The sequence below is a fragment of the Streptomyces sp. V4I2 genome (assembly GCF_030817655.1).
Taxonomy (GTDB): Bacteria; Actinomycetota; Actinomycetes; order Streptomycetales; family Streptomycetaceae; genus Streptomyces; species Streptomyces plumbiresistens.
Genome location: NZ_JAUSZM010000003.1, coordinates 8,893,491 through 8,913,955 on the forward strand (window position 1 = coordinate 8,893,491; position 20,465 = coordinate 8,913,955).

At 71.1% G+C, this 20,465-nt stretch carries 19 protein-coding genes and 1 pseudogene; 14 read left to right on the forward strand and 6 right to left on the reverse strand.

The window, feature by feature from the left end; genetic code table 11:
• The first annotated feature begins 39 nt into the window (after positions 1-39).
• Complete coding sequence (locus QFZ76_RS41600) at positions 40-369, forward strand: plasmid stabilization protein (protein WP_307678517.1); 330 nt, start codon at positions 40-42, stop codon at positions 367-369.
• 3 nt (positions 370-372) lie between these two features.
• Here QFZ76_RS41600 and QFZ76_RS41605 read toward each other — a convergent pair whose 3' ends face one another.
• The gene (locus QFZ76_RS41605) at positions 373-669 is read right to left on the reverse strand and encodes a YciI family protein (RefSeq protein WP_307678518.1); all 297 of its coding nucleotides are present in this window, start codon (positions 667-669) and stop codon (positions 373-375) included.
• A 49-nt stretch (positions 670-718) separates the two neighbouring features.
• Between QFZ76_RS41605 and QFZ76_RS41610 the strand changes: the two genes are divergently transcribed.
• Together QFZ76_RS41610 and mmpA are read left to right on the forward strand one after the other, a co-directional pair.
• Positions 719-1,408 carry an endonuclease V gene (locus QFZ76_RS41610; protein ID WP_307678519.1) on the forward strand — a complete coding sequence of 230 codons (690 nt, stop codon included), beginning with the start codon at positions 719-721 and terminating at the stop codon, positions 1,406-1,408.
• 110 nt (positions 1,409-1,518) lie between these two features.
• Positions 1,519-1,665, forward strand: a complete 147-nt coding sequence (mmpA, locus tag QFZ76_RS41615; protein WP_307678520.1) for a morphogenic membrane protein MmpA — start codon at positions 1,519-1,521, stop codon at positions 1,663-1,665.
• Positions 1,666-1,671: 6 nt separating this feature from the next.
• Here the strand turns inward: mmpA and QFZ76_RS41620 are convergent, their stop codons facing one another.
• Positions 1,672-2,850: a trans-acting enoyl reductase family protein gene (locus tag QFZ76_RS41620; RefSeq protein WP_307678521.1), complete on the reverse strand. Its 1,179-nt coding sequence runs from the start codon at positions 2,848-2,850 to the stop codon at positions 1,672-1,674.
• Positions 2,851-2,943: 93 nt separating this feature from the next.
• On the opposite strand from QFZ76_RS41620, the gene QFZ76_RS41625 reads away from it, so the two are divergent.
• From QFZ76_RS41625 to QFZ76_RS41645, 5 genes are all read left to right on the forward strand, one after another.
• Complete coding sequence (locus QFZ76_RS41625; protein ID WP_307680285.1) at positions 2,944-3,324, forward strand: MmcQ/YjbR family DNA-binding protein; 381 nt, start codon at positions 2,944-2,946, stop codon at positions 3,322-3,324.
• Positions 3,325-3,452: 128 nt separating this feature from the next.
• Positions 3,453-4,583 carry a CaiB/BaiF CoA-transferase family protein gene (locus tag QFZ76_RS41630; protein ID WP_307678522.1) on the forward strand — a complete coding sequence of 377 codons (1,131 nt, stop codon included), beginning with the start codon at positions 3,453-3,455 and terminating at the stop codon, positions 4,581-4,583.
• Entirely contained in the window at positions 4,580-5,722 is a 1,143-nt protein-coding gene (locus QFZ76_RS41635; RefSeq protein WP_307678523.1) for an acyl-CoA dehydrogenase family protein, read from the forward strand. Before QFZ76_RS41630 ends, QFZ76_RS41635 begins: the two co-directional genes overlap by 4 nt.
• Before the next feature lie 19 nt (positions 5,723-5,741).
• Positions 5,742-6,956: an acetyl-CoA C-acetyltransferase gene (locus QFZ76_RS41640; protein WP_307678524.1), complete on the forward strand. Its 1,215-nt coding sequence runs from the start codon at positions 5,742-5,744 to the stop codon at positions 6,954-6,956.
• A gap of 70 nt (positions 6,957-7,026) precedes the next feature.
• The gene (locus tag QFZ76_RS41645; protein WP_307678525.1) at positions 7,027-9,201 is read left to right on the forward strand and encodes a 3-hydroxyacyl-CoA dehydrogenase NAD-binding domain-containing protein; all 2,175 of its coding nucleotides are present in this window, start codon (positions 7,027-7,029) and stop codon (positions 9,199-9,201) included.
• 58 nt (positions 9,202-9,259) lie between these two features.
• On the opposite strand, the gene QFZ76_RS41650 is transcribed toward QFZ76_RS41645, so the two are convergent.
• Positions 9,260-9,961 carry a MerR family transcriptional regulator gene (locus tag QFZ76_RS41650; protein ID WP_307678527.1) on the reverse strand — a complete coding sequence of 234 codons (702 nt, stop codon included), beginning with the start codon at positions 9,959-9,961 and terminating at the stop codon, positions 9,260-9,262.
• Between the two features lie 37 nt (positions 9,962-9,998).
• Between QFZ76_RS41650 and QFZ76_RS41655 the strand changes: the two are divergent.
• Positions 9,999-10,148 (forward strand): annotated as a pseudogene (locus QFZ76_RS41655) (L-asparagine permease); the annotation flags it as partial.
• A 39-nt stretch (positions 10,149-10,187) separates the two neighbouring features.
• The gene (locus QFZ76_RS41660; protein WP_307678529.1) at positions 10,188-10,667 is read left to right on the forward strand and encodes a macro domain-containing protein; all 480 of its coding nucleotides are present in this window, start codon (positions 10,188-10,190) and stop codon (positions 10,665-10,667) included.
• 12 nt (positions 10,668-10,679) lie between these two features.
• On the opposite strand, the gene QFZ76_RS41665 is transcribed toward QFZ76_RS41660, so the two are convergent.
• Both QFZ76_RS41665 and QFZ76_RS41670 read right to left on the reverse strand, forming a co-directional pair.
• On the reverse strand, positions 10,680-11,570 hold the full coding sequence (locus tag QFZ76_RS41665) for an arginase family protein (protein ID WP_307678530.1): 891 nt from the start codon (positions 11,568-11,570) through the stop codon (positions 10,680-10,682).
• A 90-nt stretch (positions 11,571-11,660) separates the two neighbouring features.
• On the reverse strand, positions 11,661-13,166 hold the full coding sequence (locus QFZ76_RS41670) for a M1 family metallopeptidase (RefSeq protein WP_307678531.1): 1,506 nt from the start codon (positions 13,164-13,166) through the stop codon (positions 11,661-11,663).
• 198 nt (positions 13,167-13,364) lie between these two features.
• On the opposite strand from QFZ76_RS41670, the gene QFZ76_RS41675 reads away from it, so the two are divergent.
• The 3 genes from QFZ76_RS41675 (at position 13,365) to QFZ76_RS41685 (ending at position 18,347) form a co-directional block, all read left to right on the forward strand.
• On the forward strand, positions 13,365-15,317 hold the full coding sequence (locus tag QFZ76_RS41675; RefSeq protein ID WP_307678532.1) for a Xaa-Pro dipeptidyl-peptidase: 1,953 nt from the start codon (positions 13,365-13,367) through the stop codon (positions 15,315-15,317).
• Complete coding sequence (locus QFZ76_RS41680; protein ID WP_307678533.1) at positions 15,314-16,558, forward strand: M14 family metallocarboxypeptidase; 1,245 nt, start codon at positions 15,314-15,316, stop codon at positions 16,556-16,558. Before QFZ76_RS41675 ends, QFZ76_RS41680 begins: the two co-directional genes overlap by 4 nt.
• A gap of 88 nt (positions 16,559-16,646) precedes the next feature.
• Positions 16,647-18,347 carry a BCCT family transporter gene (locus tag QFZ76_RS41685; RefSeq protein ID WP_307678534.1) on the forward strand — a complete coding sequence of 567 codons (1,701 nt, stop codon included), beginning with the start codon at positions 16,647-16,649 and terminating at the stop codon, positions 18,345-18,347.
• A 20-nt stretch (positions 18,348-18,367) separates the two neighbouring features.
• Here the strand turns inward: QFZ76_RS41685 and QFZ76_RS41690 are convergent, their stop codons facing one another.
• On the reverse strand, positions 18,368-19,333 hold the full coding sequence (locus QFZ76_RS41690; RefSeq protein WP_307678535.1) for an FAD-dependent oxidoreductase: 966 nt from the start codon (positions 19,331-19,333) through the stop codon (positions 18,368-18,370).
• Between the two features lie 66 nt (positions 19,334-19,399).
• On the opposite strand from QFZ76_RS41690, the gene QFZ76_RS41695 reads away from it, so the two are divergent.
• A complete protein-coding gene (locus QFZ76_RS41695; RefSeq protein WP_307678536.1) occupies positions 19,400-20,422 on the forward strand; it encodes an oxidoreductase in 1,023 nt (340 codons plus the stop codon).
• Positions 20,423-20,465: the final 43 nt, after the last annotated feature.

Genomic DNA, 20,465 nt, shown 5'->3' on the forward strand with positions numbered 1-20,465 from the left:
CGGGTACCCGTTCCCCGAACGGGAAAGGAGTGAGCGGACATGCCACGTGGTTCGAGCTCCAAGCGGGAGCGCCAGTACGAGCACATCAAGGAGAGCGCCGAGGACCGGGGCGAGAACAAGGGACGCGCCAAGGAGATCGCCGCTCGGACGGTGAACAAGGAACGCGCCCGGTCCGGCGAGTCGAAGACCGCCAGCCGCACCTCGACCCAGGACATGTCGTCCGGCAAGCGGGGCGGCCAGCGGTCCGGCAAGGGCTCCGAGGGGCCCACCTACGACCAGCTCTACCAGGAGGCCAAGCAGCGGGGCATCAAGGGCCGTTCGGACATGAACAAGAGCCAGCTGCAGCGGGCGCTGGGAGGCAAGAGCTGAGCCTCAGACCGGCGTCTGACGGAACCGCTCCAGCCCTGGTGCCGTCTTCGTAGCGGCGAACTCGGCGATGCGGTACTCGCACACCCCGGCGGTGACGAAGGGATCGCCCGCGGCGATCCCCTCGATCCACGCCCGGTCCCCCGCGACGGCGAGGATCACCCCGCCCTCGCGGGGATTCTTGGGCCCGGACGCCAGGAAGACACCCTGCTCGTACAACTCGTCGAGCCAGGCGACATGCGCCTCCAGCACGGCGTCGACGGCATCGAGCGGGGCGGTGTAGGTCAGCTCCAGTACGAACATGATCGCGAGGCTACGCCGTCCGGGGGACGGGCCGTAGGCTCGTCCCATCATGACGACGGTAAGAACTCCCCCCGACTGGCCCGCGACCGAGGAGCAGGCCCGCGCGGTCCAGGACGAGTTGCGCGGGCGCGTGGTGCTCGACGAGCCGGGACCGCCGCCCGGCACGGGCCGGGTGACCGGTGTCGACGTGGCCTACGACGACGAGCACGACGTCGTCGCGGCCGCCGCCGTGGTGCTGGACGCGACGAGTCTCGAAGTCGTCGCCGAGGCCACGGCCGTCGGCCGGATCTCTTTCCCGTACGTGCCCGGCCTGCTCGCCTTCCGCGAGATCCCCACGGTCCTCGCGGCCCTCGACGCCCTGACCTGCCCGCCCGGCCTGGTCGTGTGCGACGGCTACGGCCTCGCCCATCCGCGCCGCTTCGGCCTCGCCAGCCACCTCGGCGTCCTCACCGGGCTGCCCACCATCGGGGTCGCCAAGAACCCCTTCACCTTCACGTACGACGACCCGGGCACCGCACGCGGCAGTACGGCCCCCCTGCTTGCCGGCACCGAGGAGGTCGGCCGCGCCCTGCGCACCCGGGCGGCCGTCAAGCCGGTCTTCGTCTCGGTCGGTCACCGCGTGGGTCTCGACAACGCCTGCGCCCACACCCTCGCGCTGACCCCCGAGTACCGGCTGCCGGAGACCACGCGCAGGGCGGACGCGCTGTGCCGACGGGCGCTGCGGGAAGCAACTCCCTGAGGGGGCGCGAGGACTGCGTCTGCGTACTGCTCTGAGTACTGCTCCTGAGTACGTCGTCTGAGTACCTGTACGGATGCGGGGCCGGCGGTCCGCTCGGCAGGCTGTGGCGCATGACCTCGCACCGTTCCCCCAAGCCCCTCGCCGACCCCGACCGCCCCGTCGAGCGTGCCGTGACCGCCGCGCTCGTCCTCGCCACCCTCGCGGGGCTCGGCTGGATCGTCGGCATGATCTACACCGTCGCCCAGTGGCCGCTGTAGGGCCGCTCACCGGCTCCCGGCCACCCGGAAGGTGATCCCGGCCCGCCGCAGCCGCTCGGTCAGCGCGTCGCCCATCGCGACCGCCGTGGTGACCTGACCGGCGGTCGGCGGGAGGTCGTCGAAGGCCAGGCACAGCGCCGCCTCGGCGAAGATCTTCGCCGTCTCGTCGTACCCGGGGTCGCCGCCCGCGACCTCCGTGTACACCCGCCGGCCGCCGCCCTCGCCGACGAAACGGACCTTGAACCAGCTCTTCGCGCGCTTCTCCGGGCCGGGCCCCTCCCCGGGCTTGAGCCGGTCGGACAACCAGCGCCGCGCGGGCGGCAGTTGGGCCGCCGCGATCAGCGCGCCCACGGCCGCCACCCCGCCCACCGCGACCGGCAGGTGCCGTACCGCCGCGTACTCGCGGTAGCGGAAGTCCGGGCCGTACCGCTCCAGCGCCTGCGCGGACCGCCGGACGATCTGCGCGTCGATCGTCGGCAGGGGCAGCGCCCAGGCGCCGACCTCCGGGGCGAACCGTGGTGCGCCGGTCGGTGCGCAGACGCGCCGGCCCACCAGGCGGGGCTCGTGCCGGCCGCGGTCCCGGGCGGCGGCCAGCAGCTGCCGTCCGCGCGCGAACTGGTTGAGCGCCGAGGCGAAGGTGCCGCCCGAGAAGGTCGCGTCCGCGGTCACGAACCCGTCGACCCGCAGGGGCACGCCCTCGGGGAGCTGCCGGACGGTGAAGTACGCCCCCAGGTCGTGCGGCACCGAGTCGAAGCCGCACGCGTGCACCAGCCGGGCGCCCGTCTCACGCGCGCGTGCGTCGTGGTGGACGTACATCAGGTCCACGAACTCCGGCTCACCGGTGAGGTCCAGGTAGTCCGCTCCGGAGTCCGCGCAGGCGGCGACGAGTTCCTCGCCGTGGGTCACGTAGGGGCCGACCGTGGTGGCCACCACGCGCGCGTGCTCCGCGAGTTCACGCAGCGAGGCCGGATCCGACACGTCGGCCCTCAGCACCCCGACCTCCGAGCCGCCGGGCAGCCCCTCCCGCAGCCGGTGGAGCTTCTCCTCGCTGCGACCGGCGATCGCCCAGCGCAGCCCCTCGGGAGCGTGCGCGGCCAGGTACTCGGCGGTGAGCGTGCCCACGAAGCCGGTGGCTCCGAAGAGCACGATGTCGTAGGGACGATCCGTCCTGTTCAGCCTGCTCATGACACCTCTTCGGTTTCGCCGCACGCGCCGTTGTCGGTGGCCGAGGCTAGCGTGAGGAGTGCGGAGCCCGCCGACGAGGCCGGAGGTGTGCAGGTGGCCGTGCCGAAGAACGCTCTGAAGAAGTGGGGGAAAGTGCGCGAGTTCGCTCTCGGGATGCCGGGTGCCACGGAGGAGTTTCCCTGGGGCGAGACCGTCGCCAAGGTCAACAAGAAGGTGTTCGTCTTCCTCGGTGTCGACGACGGCAGCTATCCGCTGGGCGTCACGCTGAAGCTCAAGGACGAGGCCGCCCACGCCCACGCGCTGACCTGCCCCGGCGCCGAACCCGCCGGGTACGGCCTCGGGAAGTCCGGCTGGGTGAGCGTTCCGCTGGAGCCGCGGGGCGCCCCGGCCGCCGAACTGCTGTGCGACTGGGTGGAGGAGAGCTACCGCACGATTGCACCGAAGCGGCTGACAGTCGAGCTCGATGGTCGCTGAGCCGGTCGACGGGGCACAATCCGACTAAGCGCTTGCTCTTCAGGTCTTGTGCCCGTAGGAAGGCATTCTTAGCATCGCTGGTGTTACATCAGTTGTGTCATACCTTGTGTCATACCTCTGGGGGCTGAATGGCAACGACGCCAAGGCCGGGCCCGCTCTCCGGCGTACGCGTGGTCGAGCTGGCCGGGATCGGGCCCGGGCCGTTCGCCGCCATGCTCCTGGCCGACCTGGGCGCCGATGTGGTGTGTGTGGACCGGCCCGGTGGTTCCGGGCTCGCCATCGACCCGGAGTTCGACGTCACCAACCGCAACAAGCGCTCGGTGATCGTCGACCTCAAGGCGCCCGACGGCGCCGCTCGTGTCCTCGACCTCGCCGCCCGCGCCGACGTCCTCGTCGAGGGCTACCGCCCCGGGGTCGCGGAGCGCCTCGGCGTCGGCCCCGAGGACTGCCACGCCCGCAACCCGAAGCTCGTCTACGGCCGGATGACCGGCTGGGGCCAGGAAGGCCCCCTCGCCCCGCGCGCCGGACACGACATCGCGTACATCGCGCTCACCGGCACCCTCGGCATGATCGGCGAACCATCCCGGCCGCCCGCCGTCCCGGCCAACCTGCTCGGGGACTACGCGGGCGGCTCCCTGTACCTCGTCGTCGGCGTCCTCGCCGCCCTGCACCACGCCCGCGCGACCGGCACCGGCCAGGTCGTCGACGCCGCCATCGTCGACGGCACGGCCCACCTCTCCGCGATGATCCACGGCATGCTCGCCGCCGGCGGCTGGCAGGACCGGCGCGGCGCCAACCTCCTCGACGGCGGCTGCCCCTACTACGGCACCTACGAGACCGCCGACGGGAAGTACATGGCCGTGGGCGCCCTGGAGCGGCAGTTCTACGAGGAGTTCCTGAGCCTGCTGGGCCTCGAGGAGCACACCGGGGCCCGCAAGGACTGGACCCGCTGGGGAGAGCTGCGCGAGGCCGTCGCCGCCCGCTTCGCATCCGGCACCCGCGACGAGTGGACGGCCGTCTTCGAGGGCTCCGACGCCTGCGTGGCACCCGTACTGACCCTGCGCGAGGCCCCGCGGCACCCGCACCTCGCCGCCCGCGGCACCTTCACCGACCACGGCGGCATCACCCAGCCCGCCCCCGCACCCCGCTTCTCCGCCACTCCGACCCAGGTCCGCACCGGCCCTGCTCGGCCGGGCGCCGACACCGCGGACGTGGCACGCGACTGGGACGTACCCGACCTCCTGAAGGGCCTCGGATGAAGCGGCAGATCTTCGCCCCCGAGCACGACGCGTTCCGTGAGACCGTGCGCAGCTTCCTGGCCAGGGAGGTGCTGCCGTACTACGAACAGTGGGAGCAGGACGGCATCGTCTCCCGCGAGGCCTGGCGGGCGGCCGGCAAGCAGGGCCTGCTCGGGCTCGCCGCGGACGAGGAGTACGGAGGCGGCGGCACCGCCGACTTCCGCTACAGCGCCGTCCTCGCAGAGGAGTTCACCCGCGCGGGCGCCCCAGGGCTCGCCCTCGGCCTGCACAACGACATCATCGGCCCGTACCTGACCGGCCTGGCCACCGAGGAGCAGAAGCGGCGCTGGCTGCCCGGCTTCTGCGACGGCTCGCTCATCACCGCCATCGCCATGACCGAGCCGGGCGCCGGATCCGACCTCCAGGGCATCCGCACCCACGCCGAGGACCGGGGCGACCACTGGCTGCTCAACGGCTCGAAGACGTTCATCTCGAACGGGATCCTCGCCGACCTGGTGATCGTCGTCGCGAAGACGACACCGGAGGGCGGCGCGCACGGCCTGTCGCTGCTCGTCGTCGAACGCGGCACGGAGGGCTTCGAGCGCGGCCGCAACCTCGACAAGATCGGCCAGAAGGCCCAGGACACCGCCGAGTTGTTCTTCCACGACGTGCACGTACCCAAGGAGAACCTTCTTGGCGAGCTCCACGGCGCCTTCGTCCACCTGATGACGAACCTCGCCCAGGAGCGCCTGAGCATCGCCGTCGCCGCGATCGCCGCCGCCGAGCACCTCCTGGAGATCACCACGGAGTACGTCAAGGAACGCGAGGCCTTCGGCCGGCCCCTGGCGACCAAACAGCACATCCGCTTCGAGATCGCCGAGATGGCCACCGAGTGTGCCGTCACGCGGGCGTTCCTCGACCGCTGCATCGAGGACCACTCCAGCGGCGGACTCGACGCCGTGCACGCCTCCATGGCCAAGTGGTGGGCGACCGAACTGCAGAAGCGGGTCGCCGACCGCTGCCTCCAACTCCACGGCGGCTACGGCTACATGACCGACTACCCCGTCGCCCGGGCCTTCACCGACGGGCGTATCCAGACCATCTACGGCGGGACCACCGAGATCATGAAGGAGATCATCGGCCGTTCCCTGCTGGGCTGACCTCCCCGAAAGGCTTGATGTGAGCACCGAAGCGTACGTGTACGACGCGATCCGCACCCCCCGCGGCCGCGGCAAGGCGAACGGCGCCCTGCACGGCACGAAGCCCGTCGACCTGGTCGTCGGGCTCATCCACGAGATCCGCGACCGCTTCCCGGGCCTCGACCCGGCCGCGGTCGACGACATCGTGCTCGGCGTCGTCGGCCCGGTCGGCGACCAGGGCTCCGACATCGCCCGGATCGCCGCCGTCGCCGCGGGACTGCCGGACACGGTGGCGGGCGTCCAGGAGAACCGCTTCTGTGCCTCGGGTCTGGAGGCCGTCAACATGGCCGCCGCCAAGGTGCGTTCCGGCTGGGAGGACCTCGTCCTCGCGGGCGGCGTCGAGTCGATGTCCCGGGTGCCGATGGCCTCGGACGGCGGCGCCTGGTTCAACGACCCGATGACGAACCTCGCCACCAACTTCGTGCCGCAGGGCATCGGCGCGGACCTCATCGCCACCATCGAGGGCTTCTCCCGGCGGGACGTCGACGAGTACGCGGCGCTCTCGCAGGAGCGGGCGGCGACCGCCTGGAAGGAGGGCCGCTTCGACCGGTCCGTCGTCCCGGTCAGGGACCGCAGCGGCCTCGTCGTCCTCGACCACGACGAGCACCTGCGCCCGGGGACGACCGCCGACTCCCTCGGCAGGCTGAAGCCGTCCTTCGCCGACATCGGCGACCTCGGCGGCTTCGACGCCGTGGCCCTGCAGAAGTACCACTGGGTGGAGAAGATCGACCACGTCCACCACGCGGGCAACTCCTCCGGCATCGTGGACGGCGCGTCGCTGGTCGCGATCGGCTCCAAGGAGGTCGGTGACCGCTACGGGCTCACCCCGCGCGCGCGGATCGTCTCCGCCGCCGTCTCCGGCTCCGAGCCCACCATCATGCTCACCGGCCCCGCCCCCGCCACCCGCAAGGCCCTCGCGAAGGCCGGGCTGACCATCGACGACATCGACCTCGTCGAGATCAACGAGGCCTTCGCGGCCGTCGTCCTGCGCTTCGCGCGGGACATGGGCCTGTCCCTCGACAAGGTCAACGTCAACGGCGGCGCCATCGCGCTGGGTCACCCGCTCGGCGCCACCGGCGCCATGATCCTCGGCTCGCTCGTCGACGAACTGGAGCGCCAGGACAAGCGGTACGGCCTCGCCACGCTGTGCGTCGGCGGCGGCATGGGCATCGCCACGATCGTCGAACGCGTCTGAATCCCCGGCGGAAATCCGGACCCAGGAGACCTCTGATCCGGATCCAAGAGACCTCTACGGAGACCCTGTCATGACACAGAGCACCACCATCCGCTGGGAACAGGACCGCACCGGCGTCGTCACCCTCGTCCTCGACGACCCGGACCAGTCCGCGAACACCATGAACCAGGCGTTCCGCGACTCCCTCGCGGTGATCACCGACCGCCTGGAGGCCGAGAAGGACACCATCCGCGGCATCATCATCACCTCCGCCAAGAAGACCTTCTTCGCCGGCGGCGACCTGCGCGACCTCATCCGCGTCACGCCCGAGACCGCGCAGGAACTGTTCGACGGCGGCATGGCCATCAAGCGCGACCTGCGCCGCATCGAGACCCTCGGCAAGCCGGTCGTCGCCGCCATGAACGGCGCGGCCCTGGGCGGCGGCTACGAGATCGCCCTGGCCTGCCACCACCGCATCGCCCTCGACGCGCCCGGCTCCAAGATCGGCTGCCCCGAGGTCACCCTCGGCCTGCTCCCCGGAGGCGGCGGCGTCGTCCGCACCGTCCGCCTGCTCGGCATCGCCGACGCGCTCCTCAAAGTCCTCCTCCAGGGCACCCAGTACAGCCCCCAGCGCGCCCTGGAGAACGGCCTCGTCGACGACGTGGCCGCCACCCAGGAGGAACTCCTCGCCAAGGCCCGCGCCTTCATCGAGGCCAACCCCGCCTCGCAGCAGCCCTGGGACAAGCCGGGCTACCGGATCCCCGGCGGTACGCCCGCCCACCCCAAGTTCGCGGCGAACCTGCCCGCCTTCCCCGCCACCCTGCGCAAGCAGACGGCCGGCGCGCCCTACCCGGCGCCGCGCAACATCCTCGCCGCCGCCGTCGAGAGCTCCCAGGTCGACTTCGAGACCGCCCAGGTCATCGAGGCCCGCTACTTCGTGGAGCTGGCCGCCGGGCAGACCTCGAAGAACATGATCCAGGCGTTCTTCTTCGACCTCCAGGCCGTCAACTCCGGCGCGAACCGCCCCAAGGGCATCGAGCCGCGCCCGGTCCGCAAGGTCGCCGTCCTCGGCGCCGGGATGATGGGTGCGGGCATCGCCTACTCGTGCGCCCGCGCCGGCATCGACGTCGTCCTCAAGGACGTCTCCCCCGAAGCGGCCCTCAAGGGCAAGGCCTACTCCGAGAAGCTGTGCGCCAAGGCCGTCTCCCGTGGCCGTACGACGCAGGACAAGGCGGACGCGCTGCTCGCCCGCATCACGCCCACCGCCGACCCTTCCGACCTCGCGGGCTGCGACGCCGTCATCGAGGCCGTCTTCGAGGACACCTCGCTCAAGCACAAGGTGTTCCAGGAGATCCAGCACCTCGTCGAGCCGGACGCGCTGCTGTGCTCCAACACCTCCACCCTCCCCATCACCGCCCTCGCCGAAGGCGTCGAGCGCCAGGCCGACTTCATCGGGCTGCACTTCTTCTCGCCCGTCGACAAGATGCCGCTCGTCGAGATCATCAAGGGCGAGCGCACCGGCGACGAAGCCCTCGCCCGCGCCTTCGACCTGGTCCGGCAGATCAAGAAGACGCCGATCGTCGTCAACGACTCGCGCGGCTTCTTCACCTCACGCGTCATCGGGCACTTCCTCAACGAGGGCGTGGCCATGGTCGGCGAGGGCATCGAGCCCGCATCGGTCGAACAGGCGGCGGCGCAGGCCGGCTACCCGGCCAAGGTGCTGTCCCTGATGGACGAGCTGACGCTCACGCTCCCGCGCAAGATCCGTAACGAGACGAAGCAGGCCGTGGAGGAGGCGGGCGGCACCTGGACGGCCCACCCCGCCGAGGCCGTCATCGACCGCATGATCGACGAGTTCGGCCGCACCGGTCGCAGTGGGGGAGCGGGCTTCTACGAGTACCGGGAGGACGGTGCGCGGACCGGCCTGTGGCCGGGGCTGCGGGAGCACTTCACGCGCAAGGACGCGGAGATTCCCTTCGAGGACATGCAGGAACGCATGCTCTTCTCCGAGGCGCTCGACACGGTGAAGCTCCTGGAGGAGGGCGTCCTGACGTCCGTCGCGGACGCCAACATCGGTTCGATCTTCGGCATCGGCTTCCCGGGATGGACGGGGGGTGTCCTGCAGTACATCAACGGCTACGAGGGCGGGCTGCCGGGCTTCGTGGCACGCGCGCGTGAGCTGGCCGAGCGGTACGGGGAGCGGTTTGCACCGCCCGCGCTGCTGGTGGAGAAGGCGGAGAAGGGGGAGCGGTTCGGGGACGCGTGACCCCCAGGGACGGGACGGGTAGGGGCGGCGGGGGCGAGAACCGCCGTTGAACGGACGGTCACTGCGTGAGCGACTCGCGCAGCTCTTCCCTCAACGACCGCTGGAAGGTGGTCAGCAGCGCCTGCACGACCAGCGGATGCATGTGCGCGGACAGCGACCGCACATCCTCCGCGTCGCGCTCCGACACCTCGCTGCGGAAGAGCTCCGCCAGCTCGTGGGCCGCCGCGCGCGAGTGCTCGACGAGGACGTTCCGGGACGCCAGGATCGCCTCCTGCGACAGCGGTACGTCGAGCAGCTGCACGCCGAGCCGGAGCAGGCCCAGGTCGACACGGTACGAGCCGCCGTCCGCCCGGACCACGCCCATCGCGGTGAGCCGCGCGACGTCCCCGTCGTCCAGCTCCCGCCCCGCCCGCCGCCGAAGTTCCTCCCGCGACAGCGTCTCCACCGTGTCCGGCGCCCAGGAGGTGACCACGGCCCGGTGGATGGCGAGGTCGTGCGCGCTCAGGTCCGGCGGCAGCTGCTGCAGATAGCGCTCGATGGCCGCCAGCGTCATGCCCTGTTGCTGCAACTCCTCGATCAGCGCGAGCCGCGCGAGGTGCTCCCGGCCGTAGTGACCGACCCGCCGCGCACCGATCACCGGCGGGGGCAGCAGGCCCTTGGTGCCGTAGAAGCGGACCGTGCGGACCGTGACACCCGCCCGCGCGGCCAGTTCGTCGATGGTGAGGGTCGGCTCCCCGGCAGCTGTGGTGTCGGTCGTCATGTCCAGCAGTATCGCTGTCTCACCAATGGTGTGAAACCTCGGCATGATGGCGAACGACCCCGAGGTCGGCCGCAGGACGCTGCTGCTCATCCCGGTGATCGCGGTCCTGCTGGTGGGCGGCTGGTTCGGGATCCGGCGCAGGGTCGCCAGGGCGGCCGACCAGGAGCCGGCTGGGGTCACCGAATAACGAGGGGCCACTGTCAGTGGCGGCCTCTACGGTGGCGTCATGTCGGAGATCACGTTCGTCCGGGGTGACGCCACCGTTCCGTCGGTCAAGGGCGTCAAGCTGATCGCCCACGTCTGCAACGACCTCGGGGGCTGGGGGAAGGGTTTCGTCCTGGCCCTCTCGCGGCGCTGGCCGGAGCCGGAGGCGGCGTTCCGGGCCTGGCACCGTGACCGCGCGGCGAACGACTTCGGTCTGGGTGCGGTCCAGTTCGTGCAGGTGGAACGGTATGTGTGGGTGGCCAACATGGTCGGTCAGCGGGGGACACGCACGGGCAGCAAGGGCGTGCCCGTGCGGTACGAGGCGATCGACGCGGCCCTGGGCAGGGTGGCCGACAAGGCGGCCGAGCTCGGCGCCTCCGTGCACATGCCCCGCATAGGGTGCGGCCTGGCCGGCGGCAAGTGGTCCCGGGTCGAGCCGCTGGTCACCGAGCGGCTGGCGAAGCGGGACATCGCGGTGACCGTGTACGACCACGGAGACTGACCGAGCCCTCTGTCAGGCGGCCCGGAACGCCCGTACCAGACACTCGGTGAGGCGTGCCGCGATGATCCCGTCCGGATCCAGCCGGGGATTGAAGATCGTGACGTCGAAGCCGACGGCTCCCGGGCCGGACAGCGCGGTCCGCAGCACGGTCTCCAGCTCCCGCCAGGTCAGCCCGTCGGGCAGGCGGTAGTCGACCGCCGGCATGATCGCGTCGTCCAGCACGTCGGCGTCGAGGTGGATCCAGTAGCCGTCGGCACCGCCCGGGCGGTCCACCGCGAGCAGGTCGACCGCACTGCCCGCCGCGCGGTCCACGCCGAGGGCCCGCACGTCGTACAGGTCCATGGCGTGCAGTTCGGCCGGCAGCGGCTGCATCCCGGCCGCCGCGGACTCCTCCTCGTCCCGGAAGCCGAGGGCGACCACGTCCTCGTCCCGCACCAGCGGCCCCCGGCCCTCCAGATCGGCCAGGACGTCCGGCCCGCGGCCGGTGGCCAGGGCGAGCTCCATGGAGGCCACCTCGCCGGCCGGCTCCGCCGCGGGCTGGTAGAAGTCGGTGTGCCCGTCGAGGAACAGCAGACCGTGGCGACCCCGGCGGTGCACCGCGGGCAGACTGCCGAGCAGGACACTGCAGTCACCGCCCAGGACCACCGGGAACCGGCCGTGGTCGAGGACACCGCCCACCGCGTCGGCCAGCGCGAGGGAGTACGCCGCGATGCCGTCCGGGTTGAGGACCCCGGTGTCCGGGTCCCGACGCGCGTCGTACGCGGGCGGCTCGACCCGGCCCGCCCGCACCGCCCCCAGCCCCTCGGCCAGCCCGGCCCCGAGCAGCGCCCGGGGCAGCTCCTCGACACCGGTCGGCCGCAGCCCCAGCACGGACGGCGCCTCGATGACCGCCACGTCCCGCACGTCCGACACCTCCGTCAGTCCGGCGGCGCCGGCCGGCTCACGCGTCCGGCGTATGAGCCAACCGTAGACCGCCGGGCAGAACGGGGCCCCTCAGCGAGCGTGCTCGTGTTCGTGCACGTCGTTCGTCGCCGCGATCTTCTTCCACGACCTCGGCTGTACGGGAGCCGCCGCGGACCGGGCGGGCAAGGCGTCCCGCGCCGCGGGCACCGCCGGCTTCACCGGCTGGAACAGCCACGTGTCGAACAACGCGGCCAACGGCTTCCCGGACACCTGCTCGGCGTACTTCTGGAAGTCGGCGACCGACGCGTTGCCGTGCGCGTACTTCTGCGGCCAGCCCTTCAGGATCGCGAAGAACGCCTCGTCACCGATCTCGTTGCGCAAGGCCTGCAGGGCCAGCGCACCACGGTCGTAGACGGCGAGGTGGAACTGGTTCTCCGGCCCCGGATCCCCGGGCTTCACCGTCCAGAACGGGTCGTCGGCCGGATGCGAGGCGTACACGTAGTCGGCGAGTTCCTGTGCTGTCCCCTCGCCCTCGTGCTCGGACCACAGCCACTGGGCGTACCGCGCGAAGCCCTCGTTGACCCAGATGTCCTTCCAGCCGGCGACGGACACGAGGTCGCCGTACCACTGGTGGGCCAGCTCGTGCACGACCACGGAGGTGTTCGTCCCAGCCGCGAACTGGCGCGGGCTGTAGAAGGGCCGGGTCTGTGTCTCCAGCGCGTACCCGGTGTCGGTGTTCGGCACGTACCCGCCGAGCGCGTTGAACGGATACGGCCCGAAATACCCGGTCAGCCAGTCCGCGATCTCCCCGGTCCGCTCGATGCTCGCCCGCGCCGCACCGTAGTTGTCGCCGAGGTCCTTGCTGTAGGCGTTGACGACCGGGATGCCGCTCTCGGTCGTACCGGTCGTGACGTCGAACCTGCCGACCGCCAGTGTCGCGAGATAGGTGGCCTGCGGCTTGTTGGACCGCCAGTTGGAGCGGGTCCAGCCGACGCGTGAACTCGTCGACTGGAGGGTGCCGTTGGAGATGGCCTGGGTGCCGTCCGGCACCAGCACGGACACGTCGTAGGTGGCTTTGTCGAGCGGGTGGTCGTTGCTGGGGAACCACCACCAGGCCGCTTCGGGTTCGTTCGCCGCGACACCGCCGTCCGGAGTGCGGTGCCAGCTGGTGAAGCCGTACGCCTGCTTCGACGACGGCACACCGCTGTAGCGCACCACGACGGTGATGTCGGTGCCCTTCGCCAGCGGGGTCTTCGGGGTGATCTCCAGCTCGTGCTCGCCGGAGGTCGCCAGCGACGCCTTCGCGCCGTTGACCCGCACCTCGCTCACGTCCAGCAGAAAGTCCAGATTGAACCGCGACAGGTCCTGCGTGGTGCGGGCCAGCAGGGTTGCCGTGCCCTCCAACTCGTCCGTGGACGGCTGGTACTTCAGCCGCAGGTCGTAGTGGGAGACGTCGTATCCGCCGTTGCCGTAGTCCGGGTAGTAGGGGTCGCCGATGCCCGGCGCACCAGGGGAGTGACTTGCGGCCGATGCCGGGATCGCCAGCAACAGGGTGGCCGCCGCGAGTGCGCCCGGCGCGGTGATTCTGCGGTGCACAAAAGCTCCAAGTCGTAGGGGCACGAAGTCTGTTCGGAGCCTATTGATTCCCTGTGGGTCCGAGTCTGTCCACGGCCACCGCTGTCACATGAATGCCATTCGGCCGTCATGAACCCACCATCCCGCAAAGCATCACTGGCCCCGTACGTGTCCGATCGCCCTCTTCTGCACGGGAGTTGACCGATGTACCGTCCGCGCATGCCGATACGCATGCGCTTCACGACCTGGAGATCGCTCGCCACGGCCGCCGTCGCCGCCCTGGTGGCAGTCCTCGTCACCCCGATGGCCGCCCACCCCGCCCCGCAGGAGAGCAGACCTGTCTACTCGTACGAGAACGCCGTCCGCGAGGCCGTCTGGGTGGACACCGGACTCGACGGCGACAGTGACGGAACGTCGGACCGCGTCGCCGTCGACATCGTCCGGCCGCGCGAACCCGCCCAACAGGGCCGCAAGATACCCGTGATCATGGACGCCAGCCCGTACTACTCCTGCTGCGGGCGCGGCAACGAGAGCCAGAAGAAGACGTACGACGCCGCGGGCAACGTCGTCCGGATGCCGCTGTTCTACGACAACTACTTCGTGCCCCGCGGCTACGCCTTCGTCGGCGTCGACCTCGCCGGAACCAACCGCTCCGACGGTTGTGTGGACGTCGGCGGACGCTCCGACATCCAGTCCGCGAAGGCCGTCGTCGACTGGCTGAACGGCCGCGCCAGGGCCTACACCAGCCGCACCGGCACCACCACCGCCAAGGCGAGCTGGACGAACGGCAAGACCGGCATGATCGGCAAGAGCTGGGACGGCACCATCGCCAACGGCGTCGCCGCCACCGGAGTCAGGGGACTCAAGACCATCGTCCCGATCAGCGCCATCTCCACCTGGTACGACTACTACTTCTCCAAGGGCGCCCCGCTCTACGACTCGGGCCCCGACTGGCTGTCCAACTACGTCGACAGCCCCGACGCCCGCGCCAAGTGCGCCGCCGTCCAGCAGGAACTCGTCGCCGGAGCCCCGCGCACCGGCGACCGGACCCCGCTGTGGAGCGAGCGCGACTATGTGAAGGCCGCGAGCAAGGTGAAGGCGAGCGTCTTCCTCATCCACGGCATGCAGGACCTCAACGTCCGTATGCAGCACGTCGGTCCGTGGTGGGACGTCCTCGCGAAGAACGGCGTCGAGCGCAAGATCTGGCTCTCCCAGACCGGCCACGTCGACCCCTTCGACTTCCGCCGCACCGCCTGGGTCGACACCCTGCACCGCTGGTTCGACCACGAACTCCTCGGCTACGACAACGGCATCGACCGCGAGCCCATGGCCGACATCGAACGCCACCCCGACCAGTGGGTCACCTCGAAGGCCTGGCCGCCGCGCGGCACCGACACCACCACCCTGCGCCCCGCCGAGGGCAGCCAGGAGGGCGTCGGCACGCTGGGCCTGCGCAAGGGCAGCGGCACGGAGACGTTCACCGACAACCCGCAGCTGAGCGAGACCGACTGGGCGGCGCAGATCGACACGTCGACCCCCGACAAGGCGGGCTTCGTGACCGGGCCGCTCACCCGCGACCTGCGCGTATCCGGCTCCTCCAAGGTCACCGTCACCGCGACCCCGACCACGTCGACGGCCCACCTGTCCGCCGTCCTGGTCGACCTGGGCCCCGACACGATCCGCGACTACGCGGCGAGCGGCGAGGGCATCAGCACGCTCACCGACCGCACCTGCTGGGGCGTGAGCACCACGGGCGACAGCTCCTGCTTCAGGGAGACGCAGGCGAAGACCACCGATGTGGACTACACCGTCGTCAGCCGCGGCTGGGCCGACCTCGGCAACCACGCCTCCGGCACCGGCGTCCCGCTCACCCCGGGCAAGGCGTACACCATCACCCTCGACCTCGGGGCCACCGACCATGTCGTCCCGGCCGGACACCGCCTCGCACTGGTCGTCGCGGGCACCGACAAGGACCTCATCGACCCGCCGTCCACCACCCCCACCCTGACGGTCGACCTGTCCCGTACGTCCGCCCGCGTCCCGCTCGTCGGCGGCGCGGCCGCGTTCGCGCGCGCCACCGCGGGCTCCGCGTCCGCCGCCCCCGAGATCACGCCCCTCGACGGGGTCCAGGCACCGCGCACCGCCCAGCGCGTCCCGGAGGGAGCCCGGTGATCCGCACCCTGACCCTCGTGACGGCCGCCCTGGCCGCATCCCTGATCGCGACCCCGGCCGACGCCACCCAAACCCCGCCCCGCACCGGCTTCGAGGAGTCGAACGGCGCCCGCTGGACCCGGGAGTCCGAGGAACAGGACTTCCTGGCGGCCGTCGACCGGACGAGCAGCCGCGTCTCGGTCGCCTCCATCGGTACGACGAAACAGGGCCGCCCGCTCCAACTCGTCCAGGTCGGCGCACGAAACGCCCCGAACCAGGTGCTGCTCGTGTGCAGCCAGCACGGCGACGAACCGTCCGGCCGCGAGGCCTGCCTCACCACGGTCCGCGACCTGGCGTACGCGCAGGACGGGCCGACCCGCCGCTACCTGGACCGCACCACGGTCCTCGTCGTCCCCACCGCCAACCCCGACGGCCGCGCCGCCGACACCCGCGGCAACAGCGACGGCGTCGACATCAACCGCGACCACCTCGCCCTGCAGACGGCCGAGGGCCGCGCCATGGCCGCCGTCATCCGCGACCGACGCCCCGACGTCATCTACGACCTGCACGAGTACGGCGCCACGCCGCCGTACTACGACAAGGACCTCTTCGACTTGTGGCCGCGCAACCTCAACACCGCCGCGGCCGTCCACGACGAGGCCGAGACCCTGTCCCGGGCGTACGTACGGCCCGCCGCACAGCGCGCCGGCTACACCACCGGCACGTACGGCATCTGGACCGACCCCGTCACCGGTGAACCGATCCGCCAGGTCGCCGGCGACGGTCAGGAACGCATCCTGCGGAACATGTCCGGAATCAAGCACTCGCTCGGCCTGCTCATCGAAAGCCGGGTCGAGCCGCTGACCGACGTCGGGGAGGCCGTCAACAACAAGCGCCGGGTGGACTCCCAACGCGCCGCCCTGAAGGGGCTGTTCGGGTTCACCGGCGAGCGCCGGGCGCAGGTCGAGGCGGCGACGGACACGGCCCGGCTCGCGGGCTACGCCGACACCGGCCCCGTCTACGTCGGCGGCGCCGACAACGACCCGCCCGAACCGGCCGAGGTGATCCCGGACCCGCCCTGCGGCTACCGGCTCACCACCGACCAGTACGCGGAGGTGCGCGACGAACTCGCCCTGCACGGGGTGAGAACGAAGGGCACCTACGTCCCGCTCCGCCAGCCCCTGCGCGCCCTCGTCCCGCTGCTCCTCGACGAACGCGCCGCGTACCACCTCACGGTCGGGGAGCCCGACACCGACTGCTGAAGCGAGGAAGGCACACGGCACGTGTGGTAGGTCCTTGGGCGCGTGCGGAACATGCGTACCCACGGGCTTACAGGGGAAGATGCCGCAAATGACGGAAGACCTGAAGAAGAGGGGAGGCCGGGAAGGTCCTTCGGACGTTTCCGGCCACTCAACGGACCGAGTGGTGTTCGGCGTCGCCGCTGTCATCACTGTGGCCTTCGTGCTCTGGGGCGCGGTGGCGACGGACTCGCTGGAGAGCGCCTCCACGAAGATGCTCAACAGCCTGATCCACAACGGCGGCTGGGCCTTCATGCTGGCGGCCTCGTGCTTCGTCGTCTTCGCGCTGTGGCTCGCGGTCAGCCGCTACGGCCGGATCCACCTCGGCGCGGAGGGCGAGGAACCCGAGTTCCGCACGGTGTCCTGGGTCGCGATGATGTTCAGCGCCGGCATGGGCATCGGCCTGATGTTCTACGGCGTGAGCGAACCTCTCTCGCATTACACGACCCCACCGCCGGGCACCAGCCCAGCCGACTCCGCCGAACGGATGGAGACGGCGATGGCCACCACGCTGTTCCACTGGACGCTGCACCCCTGGGCGATCTACGCGGTGGTCGGTCTCGGTATCGCCTACAGCACCTTCCGCAAACGCCGGCGCCAGACCATCAGCGCGGTCTTCACACCGCTCATCGGCGAGAAGCACGCGAACGGCATCCCGGGCCGGGTGATCGACATCCTCGCGATCATCGCCACCGTCTTCGGATCCGCGGCCTCGCTGGGCCTGGGCGCGCTCCAGATCGGTTCCGGTTTCCAGGAGCTGGACTGGATGGACGACGTGAGTACCGGCCTGCTCGTCGCGATCATCGCCGTGCTGACCCTGGCCTTCGTCGCCTCGGCGGTCTCCGGCATCGAGCGGGGCATCCAGTGGCTGTCCAACATCAACATGGTGCTCGCCCTCGTGCTCGCCCTCTTCGTGTTCGTCGCGGGCCCCACGATCATCGTTCTCGACCTGCTGCCCACCTCCGTCTTCTCCTACCTCGGTGACCTGCCGCAACTCGCCGGCCGCACCGAGGCCAGTGCCGGCGCGGGCGTCGCGGACTGGCTCGGCAGCTGGACCGTCTTCTACTGGGCGTGGTGGATCTCCTGGACGCCCTTCGTCGGCATGTTCATCGCCCGCATCAGCCGGGGCCGCACCATCCGGCAGTTCGTCGGCGGCGTCATCCTGGTGCCCAGCACCGTCAGCCTCGTCTGGTTCGCGGTCTTCGGCGGTACGGCGATGAAGCTGAAGGAGGGCGGCGCGCTCGGCGGCGAGTCGACCCCCGAGGGACAGCTTTTCGGCGTCCTGCAGGAGTTCCCGATCGCGACCGTCACCAGCCTGCTCGTGATGATCCTCGTCGGCATCTTCTTCGTCTCCGGCGCCGACGCCGCGTCCATCGTGATGGGTACGCTCTCCCAGAAGGGCGCCCTGGAGCCGGGCCGACTGGTCGTGGTGTTCTGGGGTGTGGTGACCGGAGCGGTCGCCGCCATCATGCTGCTCGTCGGCAGCGGTCAGGGCGACGCGCTCACCGGGCTGCAGAACCTCACGATCCTGGCCGCCGCGCCCTTCGTGCTCGTGATGATCGGCATGTGCGTCGCCCTCATGCGCGATCTGCGCCAGGACCCGGTCATCGTGCGCGGCGAGATGGGCTCCGAGGCCGTCGAACTCGCCGTGATCGAGGGCCACAAGAGGTACGACGGCGAGTTCGAGATCAGGGTCGGCCCCGGGTCGGGCACCGAGAGGGTGGGCGACCCACTCGGCCACGACCACGGCTGAGCACGCTCGCGCAGAGGCTCTCAGGGGGCGGCCAGCCCGGCCGCCTCCTCCGCGCACCCCCAGGCCACGGTCACACCGCCACCGCCGTGACCGTAGTTGTGCACCAACACCCGTCCATCGGGCAGGAGTTCACGCTCCAGCCGGACCGCGTCCCGGGAGGGCCTGAGCCCCACCAGGTGCCCCAGCACGCGCGCCCCGGCGATCTCGGGCCGCAGCGCCGCACACCGCCGTACGATCGCCTCCGCCACCGCGGGATCGGGTTCGAGAGACCACTGGTCCTCGTCCGTGGTGCCGCCCAGCACGAGCCGGCCGGGCTGCGGGAAGAAGTACGCCGTCTCCCCGGCCGCGTTCGTGGAGACGAGCCAGGTGCGGATGCCGGGGTTCTCCACGACAACCAGCTGCCCGCGCACGGGACGCACGGAAGCGTCCGGCACCAGCTCGCGTGCGGCCAGTCCCGTGCAGTTGACCACGACGGGCGCGTCGACCTCCGCCAGGTCGGCCACCGCCAGGTCGGCCACCGTACGCGTCTCGATCACCCCGCCCGCGGCGAGGAAACGCTCCCGCAGCCACGGCAGATGAGTCGACATGTCGATGAGCGGGAGGCGGGCCCACATCCCCGTCCCGGCGTACTCCTCGGCCGTCGCGGCCCGCAGCCCCGGCAGCCGCGCGCCCGCCCAGGCCACGGCCTGGTCCAGGTCCGCCTCGCCCTGTACCCCTTCGACCATGCGTACGCCGGTCAGCTCGGGGGAGGCCGCCAGCTTCTCGTAGACGTCCAGCGAGCGCAGCGCCCACGTGCGGGCGAGCTCGACCGGCTCGATCGCGTACGGCCACCACAGCGCCCCGGCCACCGCCGAGGTGGTCCGCTCGACCGGATCCCGCGTCCACACCCGCACCCGCCGGCCGCGCTCGGCGAGCACGAGGGCCGTCGTCAGGCCGATGACACCGCCGCCGACCACGACGACGGCGTCCTGCCGTTCGCTTTCCATCGGCGGACAGTAGCGGAATATGTCATGCCGTGCTCAGACAGAGCCCGCTCTGGGGATACTCACAGCATGTCTGCCGAGTACGCGACCTTCGGCCTGGCACCGGCGATGCGTGCCGGTGAAGTCCTCGCCAACGGTGAATACCACATCCACCGGGACTTCGTGGACTTCATCGTCGACGGACGCCCGCTCCTCTTCCAGCTCTCCGACCTCGACGCCGTCTCCCCGCTCGCCTCGGACATCCCGCCCGCGATCTTCACCGCCCAGGTCCGCAGCCTGCTCCGGGAGACGGACGCACCGCTGCCCGACGGCCGCTACGTCGTCTACGGCTGCCCCGACTGCGAGGACCTGGCCTGCGGCGCGGTCACCGCCGTGATCGACCGGGACGACGACGACTACATCTGGCGGGACTTCGCCTGGCAGACCGACGAACACGCCGACCTGGAGCTCAACGGCTACCACGGCATCGGTCCGTTCCGCTTCCACGGCGCCGAGTACCGGGCGGCGCTGAGCTCACTCCTGGACACCTCCGCCGACACCCGCCGGCGCCGCGTGCTGCTGATCGGCGCCCGCGTCGCCCTCCTCGCCAAGCTCGCCGCCGCCCTGCGCACCATCGGCATCGGCGCCGACATCACCCGGGACGCGCAGGACGTCCCCGCCGACGAACTGCGCACCTACGGCGCCGTAGCCTTCGGCCGAGCGGTCACCGAGGAGGAACGTGCCTCCGTGCGCCACTCCTTCGAACGCGCGGGAGTCGACGTGGCCTACGTCGACGGCCTCGCCCCGATCGTCCCCCTCCTCGTCGCCCAGATCGAGAACGCCCTGGACCGCAGTCCCGTGGAACGGCGCCGCCTCACCCGCCTGGTGGCCGCGGACGGCGAGGCGGGCGTCGAGGTCACCTCCCCGTGCCGGGTCCGCCTCACCGCGTACCGCCTCGACCGCCTCTACCGCACCCACGCCCACGAGCTCTTCGACGGCATCCTGGAACCGGGCCGCCACCGCATCGCCCTGGACACCAAAGCGGTCAAGGGGGAGTCCTTCGTGGTGGCGCGCACCTCGGGGAGTGTGCTGGTGGAGGCGATGGCGCACTGAAAAACCCGGACGCGGGCCGCCGCGCCGGGCCACTATCATCGGC